The 13439-nt window shown below is 54.4% G+C and carries 13 protein-coding genes and 2 pseudogenes; 11 read left to right on the top strand and 4 right to left on the bottom strand.

The features are described from left to right. The first annotated feature begins 8 nt into the window (after positions 1-8). The 5 genes and pseudogenes from rpmA to RC74_RS17410 all read left to right on the top strand — a co-directional run bounded on the left by rpmA (position 9) and on the right by RC74_RS17410 (position 4949). Positions 9-278 carry a 50S ribosomal protein L27 gene (gene rpmA / locus RC74_RS17430; protein ID WP_039000634.1) on the top strand — a complete coding sequence of 90 codons (270 nt, stop codon included), beginning with the start codon at positions 9-11 and terminating at the stop codon, positions 276-278. A 348-nt stretch (positions 279-626) separates the two neighbouring features. Beyond that, positions 627-1156: pseudogene (locus RC74_RS17425) on the top strand (GNAT family N-acetyltransferase). Between the two features lie 277 nt (positions 1157-1433). Further along, complete coding sequence (gene obgE / locus RC74_RS17420) at positions 1434-2471, top strand: GTPase ObgE (protein ID WP_039000635.1); 1038 nt, start codon at positions 1434-1436, stop codon at positions 2469-2471. Further along, complete coding sequence (proB, locus tag RC74_RS17415) at positions 2459-3583, top strand: glutamate 5-kinase (RefSeq protein WP_052274638.1); 1125 nt, start codon at positions 2459-2461, stop codon at positions 3581-3583. The genes obgE and proB overlap by 13 nt, the downstream gene beginning before the upstream one ends. Before the next feature lie 112 nt (positions 3584-3695). Then, complete coding sequence (locus tag RC74_RS17410) at positions 3696-4949, top strand: glutamate-5-semialdehyde dehydrogenase (RefSeq protein WP_039000636.1); 1254 nt, start codon at positions 3696-3698, stop codon at positions 4947-4949. A 42-nt stretch (positions 4950-4991) separates the two neighbouring features. Here RC74_RS17410 and RC74_RS17405 read toward each other — a convergent pair whose 3' ends face one another. Continuing rightward, positions 4992-5591 carry a histidine phosphotransferase family protein gene (locus RC74_RS17405; RefSeq protein ID WP_039000638.1) on the bottom strand — a complete coding sequence of 200 codons (600 nt, stop codon included), beginning with the start codon at positions 5589-5591 and terminating at the stop codon, positions 4992-4994. Between the two features lie 29 nt (positions 5592-5620). On the opposite strand from RC74_RS17405, the gene RC74_RS17400 reads away from it, so the two are divergent. The 3 genes from RC74_RS17400 to olsA all read left to right on the top strand — a co-directional run bounded on the left by RC74_RS17400 (position 5621) and on the right by olsA (position 7495). Next, complete coding sequence (locus RC74_RS17400; RefSeq protein ID WP_039000639.1) at positions 5621-5809, top strand: DUF3553 domain-containing protein; 189 nt, start codon at positions 5621-5623, stop codon at positions 5807-5809. Between the two features lie 82 nt (positions 5810-5891). Next, positions 5892-6671, top strand: coding sequence for an L-ornithine N(alpha)-acyltransferase (gene olsB, locus RC74_RS17395; RefSeq protein WP_039000640.1), 780 nt, complete (start codon positions 5892-5894; stop codon positions 6669-6671). Next, positions 6668-7495 (top strand): lyso-ornithine lipid O-acyltransferase, encoded by an 828-nt coding sequence (gene olsA / locus RC74_RS17390; protein WP_039000641.1) that lies wholly within the window; start codon positions 6668-6670, stop codon positions 7493-7495. Before olsB ends, olsA begins: the two co-directional genes overlap by 4 nt. Before the next feature lie 19 nt (positions 7496-7514). Here olsA and RC74_RS17385 read toward each other — a convergent pair whose 3' ends face one another. Together RC74_RS17385 and RC74_RS17380 are read right to left on the bottom strand one after the other, a co-directional pair. Then, the gene (locus RC74_RS17385; protein WP_039000642.1) at positions 7515-8150 is read right to left on the bottom strand and encodes a thiamine phosphate synthase; all 636 of its coding nucleotides are present in this window, start codon (positions 8148-8150) and stop codon (positions 7515-7517) included. Between the two features lie 55 nt (positions 8151-8205). Beyond that, on the bottom strand, positions 8206-8535 hold the full coding sequence (locus RC74_RS17380; protein ID WP_039000671.1) for a TfoX/Sxy family protein: 330 nt from the start codon (positions 8533-8535) through the stop codon (positions 8206-8208). A gap of 139 nt (positions 8536-8674) precedes the next feature. On the opposite strand from RC74_RS17380, the pseudogene RC74_RS17375 reads away from it, so the two are divergent. The 3 genes and pseudogenes from RC74_RS17375 (at position 8675) to RC74_RS17365 (ending at position 12036) form a co-directional block, all read left to right on the top strand. Beyond that, a pseudogene (locus RC74_RS17375) lies at positions 8675-9363 on the top strand (RNA methyltransferase). A gap of 54 nt (positions 9364-9417) precedes the next feature. Then, positions 9418-10557 carry a heme A synthase gene (gene ctaA, locus RC74_RS17370; RefSeq protein ID WP_039000644.1) on the top strand — a complete coding sequence of 380 codons (1140 nt, stop codon included), beginning with the start codon at positions 9418-9420 and terminating at the stop codon, positions 10555-10557. Beyond that, entirely contained in the window at positions 10558-12036 is a 1479-nt protein-coding gene (locus tag RC74_RS17365) for a carboxypeptidase M32 (protein ID WP_039000645.1), read from the top strand. A gap of 3 nt (positions 12037-12039) precedes the next feature. Here RC74_RS17365 and RC74_RS17360 read toward each other — a convergent pair whose 3' ends face one another. Further along, a complete protein-coding gene (locus tag RC74_RS17360; protein WP_039000646.1) occupies positions 12040-13329 on the bottom strand; it encodes an HlyC/CorC family transporter in 1290 nt (429 codons plus the stop codon). Between the last annotated feature and the right edge of the window lie 110 nt (positions 13330-13439).

Raw genomic sequence — 13439 nt, 5'->3', positions numbered from 1 at the left:
GAGACCAGATGGCACATAAAAAAGCAGGCGGTTCATCCCGTAACGGTCGCGACTCAGCTGGTCGTAGACTTGGTGTAAAAAAATACGGTGGCGAACTCGTTATCCCGGGCAACATTATCGTGCGTCAGCGCGGAACAAGAATGTACCCAGGTGCTGGCGTTGGCATGGGCAAAGATCACACGATTTTTGCAACATCCCTTGGCAACGTAAAGTTCCACAAAGGCCTTAAGGGCCGTACATTTATTTCGGTTCTCCCAGTGGCGGAGGCCGCAGAGTAAGCCGAAACCTAGTGTTTGTTTTTAGGGTCGGCGGAAACGCCGGCCCTTTTTTTATTTCTGTAACATGGCTCTGTTAGACGGGCGAAGGTATTGGAATTTAATAAAATTTTAAGGAACTCGGTTCACACCCTTGTGGTGCCAATATCGAAAGATCACATCTCGTAAGGCTTTTGAGGAATCCCTTGTCGGTTGTGGTCCAAGCCCCCATGTAAGGTGGGTGAAAGTGATACTTGGCCGGTTATCGGAGCGGACCAGAGAAAAAGCGGCCTTCCATGAGGGCCCAAAAAAGACAGGCGGGAAAGGCCCACGGGCCTCGTGTCTGTTTATGAGGTTCGGAGGAGCTTAAACATGAGAGTAGAGACAATTGCAGGTCAGCAAGTAATAGAAACAGAACGGTTTATTTTGCGCCCCGTGCAAAAATCCGACGCAGGCCAGTTGCGCATGTATGCAGGCGATCAACGCGTTGCAGAGTTCACGAGCTCCATCCCACATCCATTGCCGCGCGGCGCGACCCAGAGTTTCATTGAGCGCGCTCTTAATCCGGAGCGCAGTGAAGACGTCTGGATTATGGCCTCGACGAAGGATGAGGTCTTGGGCGTTATTAGCCTCAAAACGATGGACCGTGCGCAATCTGAAATCGGCTATTGGGTGGCACCCGCTTTTTGGGGGCAGGCTATGCGTCCGAAGCGGTGCGGGCTATCCTTGAGGCGAACCCGCAAAAGTGCAAAACAATTTTCGCAGAAGTCTTCCAAGATAACCCAGCCTCGGCACGGGTTTTGACCAATGCGGGGTTTGAATACCTTGGCGATGCCGAGAAGTTTTCTGTTGCCCGCAACACGAGTGTCGCCACTTGGACCTATCTTTTGAAATACGCTTAAAGGACGTTTAGGACAGTTTCGTCTCGGCCACCCTTTGCCAAATATTCAGTCCTCTTCTGATGTTATAGGAGGGGTAAATGCTTCGATCCTTTGTTGAAAAGTAGTTTTGAGAGACATACAGTAACAGTGGTTTTACGGATTTTCGGCGTCAGGGTGCTTTTTGAGCAAAATTGACGGCGAAAATTGTGTTTATGGGGCCCGCAAGAGCCTTGCAGGCTTGAGCCTGCGCCTGAACTCCGATAACGCCTGACACAGTCGCAATGGAAGGCCGCCAGACATGAAGTTTCTCGATCTATGTAAAGTATATATTCGCTCTGGTGGCGGCGGGGGCGGCTGTGTGTCGTTTCGGCGCGAAAAGCATATCGAATACGGTGGCCCCGATGGCGGCGATGGTGGACGTGGCGGCGATGTGATCGCTGAGGCGGTTGATGGTCTCAACACGCTGATTGACTTTCGCTACCAGCAGCACTTTTTGGCGCGCAGTGGCCAACCCGGAATGGGGGCCCAACGCACGGGCCATGACGGCGCGACCGTTATTTTGAAATTGCCCGTCGGCACCGAAGTTTTGGACGAAGACCAAGAGACCGTGATCGCGGATTTGACCGAAGTTGGTCAGCGGATTGTCCTGGCCAAGGGTGGCAACGGCGGTTTTGGCAACCTGCACTTTAAAACCGCGACCAACCAAGCGCCACGACGTGCGAACCCCGGTCAAGAAGGCATTGAACGTACTCTTTGGTTGCGCCTGAAATTGATCGCGGATGCGGGTCTTTTGGGCATGCCAAATGCGGGGAAATCCACATTTTTGGCCGCAACATCCAATGCGCGTCCAAAAATTGCCGACTATCCGTTTACCACAGTTTACCCGAACCTTGGCGTCGTTGGTGTTGACGGTGCGGAATTCGTTATGGCCGATATTCCGGGCCTGATTGAGGGCGCAAGCGAGGGGCGGGGCCTTGGCGATTTGTTCCTTGGACACGTCGAACGCTGTTCTGTTCTGTTGCATTTGATCGACGGTACCGCCGAAAATGTGGCCCAAGATTACCGCACGATCATCCACGAATTAGAAGCCTATGGCGGCGAATTGGCCGACAAGCCGCGCATAACCGCGCTCAATAAAATCGACGCGCTGGACGAAGAAGAACGCGCCGAAAAACGCGCCGAACTTGAAGCCGCCGTCGGTGGTCCGGTTATGATGATGTCGGGTGTGGCAAAAGAGGGCCTTACGGATGTTCTTCGGGCTGTCCGCGCTGAAATCACGGCGGACAAATTGCGTCTGACGAAATCACACGAAGTACCCGAGCAATGGCAACCCTAAGAGCGTCTGCGGAAATTCTGGGCGCCTCAAAACGCCTCGTTGTTAAAATCGGTTCCGCGCTATTGGTGGACCGCAACACAGGTCAATTGCGCGAGGATTGGCTCGCGGGATTGGCCGCGGATGTTGCTGAAGCTAAGGCGCGCGGCGTTGACGTTATCCTTGTGTCTTCGGGGTCAATCGCATTGGGGCGCAATGTGTTGGGCCTTCCCAAAGGGGATCTGCCACTAGAGCAATCACAGGCCGCCGCCGCCGTCGGGCAAATTCGCCTTGCGCGCGCCTATGAAAATGTTTTGGCTCCGTTGGGGCTTATCACAGCGCAAGTTCTGGTAACCCTCGAAGACAGCAATGATCGGCGACGTTACTTGAATTCTCGCGCGACCATGGGCCAGTTGCTTAGTCTTGGCGCGATCCCCATCGTCAATGAAAACGACACGGTGGCCACCGATGAAATCCGCTTCGGCGACAATGACCGCCTCGCGGCCCAAGTTGCCGTGACAACAGGCGCGGATGTTTTGGTGCTGTTGTCGGACGTTGACGGGTTTTATAGTGCAAATCCGAGCCTTGATCCCACGGCGAAACGCTTCGATTATATTGAGGCGATCACACCGGAAATCGAGGCTATGGCGGGTGACCCCACCTCTGGCCTGTCCAAAGGCGGGATGAAAACCAAAGTGATGGCGGCGAAAACCGCGACGGGCGCGGGTTGCGCCATGGTGATCTCCGAAGGCTCTCCTTTGCGGCCCCTGAAGGCGCTGCTGGATGGCGCCAAATGTACTTGGTTCATCGCCCAAGTCGATCCTCAGACCGCGCGAAAACGCTGGATTGCGGCGATGAAACCTCAAGGCAGCCTCCTTGTCGATGCAGGGGCCGCACAGGCCTTGGCACGCGGTAAATCGCTGTTGCCCGCAGGGGTAACCGAAGTGCGCGGCAAATTCGGACGCGGAGATCCGGTTCAGATTTTGGGCCCCGACGGGCCTTTGGGCTGTGGCTTGGTGCGTTACACCGCCGCCGAGGCGCAATTGATCAAAGGCCTTGCCTCGGATCAGTTTCCAGACGTACTTGGATATCCGGCCCGCGCCGCCTTGATCCACCGCGACGACATGGTCCTCTAAGCCGTTTGTGATGCCGTCTATGCCAAAAAGTGATTGTGAACAGGCTTGGATTTAAGGCCCAAATAACCTTATATGGCGTCAAGATTATGTTTCCATATTTGAAAGTTGCCCCATGAAAGATAGCGAAAATATTCCCGCCCTGATGAAAGACATCGGAACACGCGCCCGCGCCGCTGCACGTGAATTGGGATTTGCATCGGGGCCTCAAAAGGAAGCCGCACTTCTTGCCGCAGCCGATGCTGTTTGGGCGCGTCGGGATGAGATCGTCGCAGCCAACGTTTTGGATATGGAATTCGGCCGCGACAAAGGCTTGTCGGCCGCGATGCTTGACCGATTGATGTTGGACGAGGCCCGCATTGAGGCGATCGTTACCAGCCTGCGTGCGGTTGCGGGGCAAAACGATCCCGTGGGCGAGATTCTGACGGAATGGGACATGGAGAGCGGCCTCCATATCAAGCGAGTGCGCACACCATTAGGCGTCATTGGCGTTATTTACGAAAGCCGCCCGAATGTGACGGCGGATGCTGGGGCTTTGTGTTTGAAGGCTGGCAATGCGGTCATTCTGCGGGGCGGTTCTGAGAGCTTCCATAGTTCGGGCGTCATTCATGCCTGTCTGCAAGATGGACTTAAATCGGCGGGGCTTCCCGTTGATGCGGTGCAACGTGTCCCTACACGGGATCGCGCTGCGGTCGCAGAAATGTTGCGCGCCACCGAGTTCATCGACGTGATCGTGCCGCGCGGAGGAAAGGGCCTTGTCGGGCTTGTCCAGCGCGAAGCACGGGTTCCGGTTTTTGCGCATCTCGAGGGAATTTGCCACATCTATGTGGACGCCGCCGCCGACCCAGAGAAGGCGTTGAAGATTGTCGTGAATTCGAAAACACGGCGCACGGGGATTTGTGGTTCGGCGGAATGTTTGTTGGTACACAAGGATGTGGCGGCGACATTGGGGCAAGCTATCGTTGACGCGCTCATCAAGGCGGGCGTCGAAGTGCGGGCGGAAGGCATGAATGGGTCTGTCGAAGCCTCAGCGGACGATTTTGGCAAAGAGTTCCTTGATATGATCATCGCCGCGAAGGTTGTGGACGATATTGACGGTGCCATCGCGCATATCCAAAACTACGGATCAAACCACACCGATTGCGTTATCACGGAGGATCAAGCGGTCGCCAACAGGTTCTTTACCCGCCTCGATAGTGCGATCTTGATTCAGAATGCATCGACCCAATTTGCCGATGGTGGCGAGTTTGGAATGGGGGCTGAAATCGGCATTGCCACGGGTAAAATGCACGCGCGTGGCCCCGTCGGTGCGGAACAACTCACCAGCTTCAAATATATCGTTGTTGGGGATGGCACGATTCGAAAATAGCCCCAAAGAGCGCGGCATTGGCCCCAGAACCAGTGCTGCGCGCTAAAACCGAATGGAAATTTCGGTTTCCCGTAATTCCGCGTTCATTTTCTTTTGTGTGGCTTTCAACGCTTCGGGAACCAGCGCAAAATGCACCAAAGCCGGCGTGACTTCTACGGACGTATTTGGGTCCGACATTACGCCCCAAATTTCAGGGTTGATTTTCATTTTCTCGGCCCGCCCCAGCAATTGCCATTGTGCGCCATCATGCTCGACGACAATATTCCCCCCATAGGGCATCGCGGATTCCAGACATTGGATCAACAAGAAAGCCAGCTTGCCTTCGGAGCGGGGTAGGTCACTCAACACGTTCCACTCATAGGACACCCGCCCACCTGCGCCGAAACTCTTTAGGATATCGCGCAATTCTGAATTGCTAATCTTTTGCCCCTCACGCGCAGCACCATAGGCCACGCGGAAAAAACGAATCCGTGCGTTGGCATTTGCAACACTCTCAACGATGAGGCCCATTTCGGGCCCGTCTATGCTCCCACCCATTTGAAGCAGTTCAACCCCATTGCCGATTGCGCCCAAAGGGCTGATAAGATCATGGCAGATACGGGATCCAAGGAGGGCGGTGAGGTCTCGTTGATGTGTCGGCATGAATAATCCTAGAAAGCGAAAGTGAAAAAATGAATGATCTATTAGAGCCCGGAATGTTTGTAAGGCATCCCGGAAAAACAGAATGGGGCCTTGGGCAAGTACAATCGGTTATTAATGGTAAAATAACCGTTAATTTTGAACAATGTGGAAAAATAACCATCGATGGTCAAAACGTTTTCTTAACCCCGATATATGACATCGACTCTGAACAAAAGTGACGTGGGGAATTCGGGCGCAAAGGTTGCATGATAGCGCCGTTTTGCCTAGAAGTCCCAGAGTTTAGCGGAGCGCTCCCCATCTATGTCGACGTCTGATCCCAAGTTTGAAACACGCCTCGCGGTAACGGAAGCGGATTTGCGGGCCGCACAGCGGTTGCGGTATGAAGTTTTTGTCGATGAGCTTGGAGGGGACGGCCCACTTGTGGATCACGAGGAACGGCTTGAGCGCGATGAATTTGACCCGTTTTATGACCATCTGATCTTGATTGACTCGTCTAAAGATAGCGAAAAAGGCGAGCATGTCGTGGGCGTTTATCGTCTGTTGCGCGGTGAAAAAGCCGCGGATGTGGGGCAGTTTTATTCGGAGAGCGAATATGACCTTTCGGCGCTGAAATCCTCTGGCCGCAAGCTGCTGGAATTGGGGCGCAGTTGTGTGCACAAGGATTATCGCGGTGGCACCGCAATGTTCCACCTCTGGAACGGTCTCGCAAGTTATGTCCTTGACCACAATATAGAAATCCTTTTTGGCGTGGCCAGTTTCCATGGCACTAACCTCGAAGAACTGCGCCAACCCTTGGCCTATCTACATGCCAACCACCTTGCGCCTCCCGAGCTTCGTGTGCGCGTGTTGGAAGATCATTTCCAGTCAATGGACCTTGTGAACGTTGCGGAAATTGATCGCCGCGCCGCGATGATCAACACGCCCGCATTAATCAAAGCCTATTTGCGGCTGGGCGGTTTTGTGGGCGAGGGGGCCTATATTGACCATGCCTTCAACACCACCGATGTTTGCCTCTTGATGGATACTGAAAAAATGAATGCCAAGCATAAAAGTTTTTACACCAAGAACCGCGCCACATGAATCCGACGTGGACTTCAGAAACGCTCCCTGAGCAGCCCAAAATAACGGCCTCTGGCTATGTTCGTGCGGTTTTTCGGGGGGTGCCGCTTCTGCTGATTACCACGTTTTGTTTGCTCCTTATGCTCGTGTTGCGGCTGGTTGAACGTCCGATTTACGGATTGCGCCGCCCGTTTACCCCTTTCATCACGCAATTTGTCTGTCGGAGCGCCTTTTTTCTGTTGGGGGTTAAGTTCTCGACGCGTGGTGAACGTATGCGGCACAAGGGGGCGGTTGTTGCTAACCACTCGTCATGGCTGGATATTTTTGCTTTGAACGCGCGCAAGCGGATCTATTTTGTTGCGAAATCCGAGGTTGCCCTTTGGCCTGGAATTGGCTGGCTCGCGCGCGCTACAGGGACCGTTTTTATCGCGCGCCGCCCGTCAGATGCCAAAAAACAGCGTGAAATTTTTCAGTCGCGCCTCCTAGCAGGGCACAAACTTTTGTTCTTTCCTGAAGGGACATCAACGGACGGACTGCGGGTTCTTCCTTTTAAATCAACGCTTTTCGCGGCGTTCTTCGCGCCCGAAGTTGTTGAAGAAACATGGGTTCAGCCGGTAACGCTCAATTACACCGCCCCTGCGGGGGAATGCGCGTGTTTTTACGGTTGGTGGGGGGATATGAGCTTTGGGGCGCATTTCCTCAAGGTTTTAGCTGCAAAGCGTCAAGGATCGGTTCAGGTGATCTATCATCCAGCAGTACCCGCGCGCGATTTTGTCAGCCGAAAAGGCTTGGCAACATACTGTCAGCAAACTGTTCAGAATGGATTAACGCCACCGTTGGATTAATGCCAAGGTGGCGCTGCCCTTAACCTTTAATTTTCAAAATCATCGCTCTGAGGGTTTCTAGCGGGTCATCTTTGGACCAGATTTCCGTACCTATGCCAAAGAAGTCGACCATAGGTGCGAGAAGTTCAATGTTTTCGAGCGAGAGCGCACCTTCGGCCACCATGGGCACTTCGATCATTTCGCTCCACCACTGAAACAAGTCTAGCTCTGCGCGCGTGCCGTCTCCGAGGGGCGTCATGCCGACGGGGCCAAAGGCCACATAGTCCGCGCCGTTTTCGGCGGCGGCCATGCCGTCATGATTTGAGGCACCACAAAAGGCACCGATGATTGCGTCTGCCCCGAGTTCTTTGCGGGCGTGGCGCACCGTGCGCGCACCGTCCAGAAGATGGACACCATCTAGCCCCAAACGCTCGACCAATTGGATGTGACGGTCGATAACAATCGCCACGTCGCGGCTCTGACAGACGTCGCGCAAAGCATCCGCGGCCCGCGAAATGCGATCTTCGTCGTGGCTCGCCATAGCCAGACGCACACAAGAGATAGCCTCGCCGTCCAGAACCCGCGCTAATTGATCGGGAAACTGCGATAATTCGAACTCTGGCGGGGAGATAAGATAGAGTTGTGCGGTTTCGGGCGCGGTTTGATCGTCAGCCATTTTATGGTTCCTTGGTGGATTCTGTGCCCGTCATAACGGGGATTTTTGGGCTTGGCTACTTAGGAGGCAGGCTTTTGGCATTTGCCAGTGAAAGTTCTATCCATTTACGCCGTTTTTCGTCGTCTGCAATGGCTTCTTCGCTGGCGTCGATCATTCCGCCCATGGGACGTCCGGTAAACGAGAGCGGCGCTGCGCCCTCAATCGCCAAAGCTTCGGCCTCGCGAGCCTTGCCAGGGCGAAACATGCCACCGCCTTTATGAACGCCGCAAACCATATGGCCGCGATAGAGAAAACACATCCCGCCAAACATCTTCTTTTCGGTGATCCCGTCAACGTCATGGAAATCTTCGCGCATCATTTGGGCAAGCCCTTCGTCATATGCCACGGTCTTCTCCTTGCGTTGCGGTTTTGGGGAGCGTAACACGTGCAAAAGCATTCGCAAATCCAATCATAAGAAGGCATATCCTGTGAGCGAAGAAAATTGGCGAGGGCCACAGCCGTCCTTTATATTAGTGCGTCCACAGATGGGCGAAAATATTGGTGGTGCGGCGCGTGCCATGTGGAATTTCGGCCTTGATCGGATGCGCATCATTGAGCCGCGCGACGGTTGGCCAAATCAAAAGGCCGTCGCAATGGCGAGTGGAGCAGGACGGTTGCTTGACGAGGCGCTGATCTATGAAAACGCGCCCGATGCCTTGGCGGACTGCAATTATATATTTGCAACAACCGCGCGTCACCGCGACCTGACCAAACCCGTGATGACGCCCGAACGCGCCATGGAGCACGCCCGCGCGCTGATCTCGCAGGGCCAGAAGGTTGGTGTGATGTTTGGGCCGGAACGGGCAGGGCTTGAGAACGAAGATATTGCGCGCGCCAATGCGATCATTTCTGTACCCGTTAATCCCGAGTTTGCCTCCCTGAACCTTGCGCAATGTGCGCTCCTGATGGCCTATGAATGGCGTCGTCAAAACTCTAATGTTCCCCCGAAGTCGTCGCTATGGCTAAAACCGAGTTTGCCCCCGATATTGAGATCCAGAAACTCGGCGACCATTATGAGCAACGTCTTGACGAGGCTGGGTTTTTCTATCCAGAACCCAAGGCCATTAGTATGAAGTTGAACCTTCGGAATATGTGGGCGCGGATGCCGATGACGCGCGCCGATGTGCAAATGATGCACGGTATGCTGCGACAACTTCTCCGCAAAAAAGACTAGATTTGAGCTAAGATATGGGCCTAGTTTGCTTGGCCTAAAATACGGAGCGATCCCATGAGTAAACCGCGCACTATATTCGAAAATGTCGGCGATGCATCTGCGCCCGCCACTGCAAAACCGGGCGGTATTGACCGTGCGCCCAAGGGGGCGCGTCGTGGCATTCGGGCGTGGTTGATGCTGATCTTTGTGATGGTGGCCTTGATGGTTGTGATTGGGGGGCTGACGCGCCTCACGGACTCGGGCTTGTCGATCACCGAATGGCGGCCGATCACGGGGGCCATTCCACCGATGGGCGCCGAAGCATGGGGGCTGGAATTCCTCAAATATCAGGCCACACCGCAATATGAAGCGCTCAATCGCGGCATGGAATTGTCGGAATTTCAATTCATCTATTGGTGGGAATGGGGCCATCGCCAACTTGGCCGCACCGTTGGCCTTGTTTGGGCGCTCGGGTTCCTTGGTTTTGCCGTGACGCGCTCTATTCCTACAGGTTGGACGCCACGTTTGCTCCTGTTGGGGGCGATGGGCGGGCTTCAAGGCGCGATTGGCTGGTGGATGGTGGCCTCTGGGCTTGAGGATGGCATGACGTCTGTTGCGTCCTACCGCTTGGCTACGCATCTGGGCCTTGCCTTTGTGATCCTTGGCCTTTGCGCGTGGTACATCCTCCTTCTGGGACGCCGCGAAGTTGACTTGATGAAAGCGCGACGTGAACGCGAGGCGAAGCTGTTTTCCATGTCCACGGGGCTGATGCATTTTGCCTTCCTGCAAATCCTACTGGGCGCGCTTGTGGCGGGCATTGATGCTGGACGCAGCTTTACCGATTGGCCCTTAATGGCGGGCACTTTCCTTCCGGATGGCATGTTCGAACTTACCCCGCTCTGGACCAACTTTTTTGAGAACGCTGGCCTTGTACAATTCGTGCACCGTATGGCGGCGTACCTTCTGCTGATCTTTGCCTTTGTCGTCTGGCGTCGGTCGCGCAAAAGCGGCAAAGCGATTACGCGGCGGGCCTTTGATCTAATGCTTGTCATGATGATTTTACAGGCTGTTCTGGGCGTTTTGACCGTTTGGAATGTTGCGGTTTTGCCCATTGCGATTCAGCACCAAATCGGCGCGTTGCTCCTTTGGGTGCTCATCTTGAACGCCCGCTTTAACGCGCAATATCCACGTGAACAATTGATCCGGAGAGCCTAAATGACAGCCTTTAAGAACCTGATGGATTTCACCCGTCAAACCGTCGCCTTGGGGCAAATTTCGGGACGTTTGGGCTGGGATCAAGAAACCATGATGGCCGAAGGCTCGGGCGCGCAACGGGCCGAAGAAACGGCCGCTCTTGAAGGGGTTTTACACGCACGTCGCACCGATCCAAAGGTCACGCAATGGCTTGCGGATATCCACGACGCGACCCTTGATCAAGCAGGCCAAGCCCAGATGCGCCTGATCCGTGAACAACATACCCGCGCAAGCAAAGTCCCTGGAGATTTGGCGGCGGAAATCGCGCGTGTTACGTCCTCGGCGCAAGGGATTTGGGCACAGGCCCGCGCGGCGGAAAACTTCGCGCAATTCGCACCGACCTTGGAGCGCGTCATTGCGTTGAAACGCGAAGAGGCGCAGGCGATTGCAGGAGATGGCGATGTCTACGACGCCATGTTGCAGGACTACGAACCCGGAACTTCGGCCAAAGAAATTGGCGCGATGTTTGACGCATTGCGCCCAAGGTTGGTGGCTTTGCGCGGCAAGATTTTGGGATCAGAAACTACCCCAAGGGCGCTGGATCGCGACTTTGACCCTGATTTGCAAATGGCCCTGAGCAACAAGCTTGCCCAAGGGTTTGGCTATGATTTCAACCGTGGTCGCCTTGATAAAGCTGTGCATCCGTTCTCAAGTGGCTCGGGCAATGACGTGCGGATTACCACGCGCACGGACCCGCGCAATCCGTTCAACTGTATCTATTCGACGATCCACGAGGTCGGCCATGCCTGTTATGAGCAAAATATCTCGCAGGACTATTTGCTGACGCCTGTGGGAAATGGTGTTTCGATGGGTGTACATGAGAGCCAAAGCCGGATTTATGAAAACCAGATCGGCCGTGGTGCGGCCTATTCGGACTATCTTTTCGGTCAAATGACCCAAACATTTGGCGATATTGGTGTGGCAGATGCTGAGGCGTTCTTTGCCACGGTCAACCGTGTTTCCTCGGGTTATATCCGCACTGAAGCCGATGAAATTCACTATAACTTGCACGTTTTGTTGCGCTTTGATCTTGAGCGGCAATTGGTGTCAGGTGAGCTGGCAGTGGCCGACCTTCCCGAAGCGTGGAACGCGCGTTTTGAGGCCGATTTTGGCGTGAAAGTGGACAAGCCAAGCAACGGTTGTTTGCAGGATGTACATTGGTCCGTTGGGCTATTTGGGTACTTCCCAACCTACACTTTGGGCAATGTGTACGCGGGCTGTTTGAACCAAGCGATGCGCAAGGATCTTGTTGGTCTGGATACAGAATTCGCGCAGGGTGACACCTCCCGCGCGACACAATGGCTGGCTCAGAACGTGCAACAACATGGCGGCCTTTTTGAGAGCCGCGACGTGATTGCCCGCGCAACGGGCGGCATAGTCAACGAGCAGCCGCTTCTGGCCTATCTCGAAGAAAAATTCGGCCAGATCTATAATCTGTAAGCGTTAAAGGGGCCGGATTTTCAGCTTGGAAATCCGGTTGCCGTCCATCTGGAACACTTCAAATTGAAACCCGTGAAAGGCATAGGTTTGGCCTTGGGTCGGGATCAATTGTGCCTCGTGTATTACAAGGCCGGCAATGGTGTTTGCCGTCTCGTCGGAAAACGCCCAATCGGTGGCGCGGTTGAGGTCGCGAATGGTGGTCGCGCCATCCACAAGGAAACGCCCGTCGTCGCAAATTTCAATGACAGGCATGTCACCATCGTCAAATTCATCCATAATTTCACCCACGATTTCTTCGAGAATGTCTTCGAGCGTAATCAGCCCTTGCAGCGCGCCATACTCATCGACAACCAAGGCGAAATGGGTGCGCCGCCGCAGGAACTCACGCATTTGATCGTCGAGCGTCGCGGTTTCCGGAATGAAATAGGGTTCGCGGACAACTTCCATAAGATTGAAGTTTTTCATTGCATCCGCAGGGGCTTGGCCGACTTTAAGTGGTGCGTTTAACCCGCGCAACAGATGTTTTGTATGCAAAATTCCGACAACGTTTTCCGGCTCGTCGCGATAAACGGGCAGGCGGGTATGACGGCTGTTGAGTAAGAGGTTCAGGACTTCTTCCGTGGGCATACTCGCGTCGACCATCTCAATTTGGCTGCGGTGAAGCATAATTTCTTCGACGGTACGGTCCGACAAGTCCAACGCGCCCAAAATGCGGTCGCGATCTTCCTTTTCGACAATGCCTTCTGAGTGGCCCAGTGAAATCGCTCCGGCAATTTCTTCGCGTACAGCGAGGACGTTTTGGTCGGGATCCGTTTGTACGCCAAACAGGCCTAGGATCGCACGCACGAGCATTCGCACAAAACTCACGATGGGCGAAAAGACGGTAATCACGACGGAAATCGGCCCACTCACCCCTGCGGCGGCGGTTTCTGCATTGGTAATGGCGTAGGTTTTGGGCAGCACCTCAGCGAAAATCAAAACGAGCAGCGTCATAATAAGGGTGGCCATGGCCACGCCCGACTCGCCAAACATGCGTGTAAACAACGCGGTCGCCAATGAGGTGGCGAGGATGTTCACGAGGTTGTTGCCCAACAGGACCGACCCGATGAGACGTTCGTTGTCTTCGGTGATGTTTAAGGCACGTTGCGCGCCACGCGACCCCTTGTCGGCTTGCATGCTCAGCTTGCCACGAGAGGCGGCTGTGAGCGCGGTTTCCGAACCAGAGAAGAATGCAGAAAGGACCAAAAGGGCAACGATTGAGCCAGAAGTGATATAAAATGCGGTGTCGTACACGGCTTAAAAACATCCAATATGAGGGCGAAGGGGGCGTAGGTCTGTTATGGGGCGCAAAACGGTATGGTTCAAGACTGCCGTAGTGAAATCTCAGGGAGCGCGGCATTTTG

The sequence above is a fragment of the Falsihalocynthiibacter arcticus genome, from assembly GCF_000812665.2.
GTDB lineage: Bacteria > Pseudomonadota > Alphaproteobacteria > Rhodobacterales > Rhodobacteraceae > Falsihalocynthiibacter > Falsihalocynthiibacter arcticus.
This window is presented reverse-complemented; position numbering and strand designations above follow the sequence as displayed.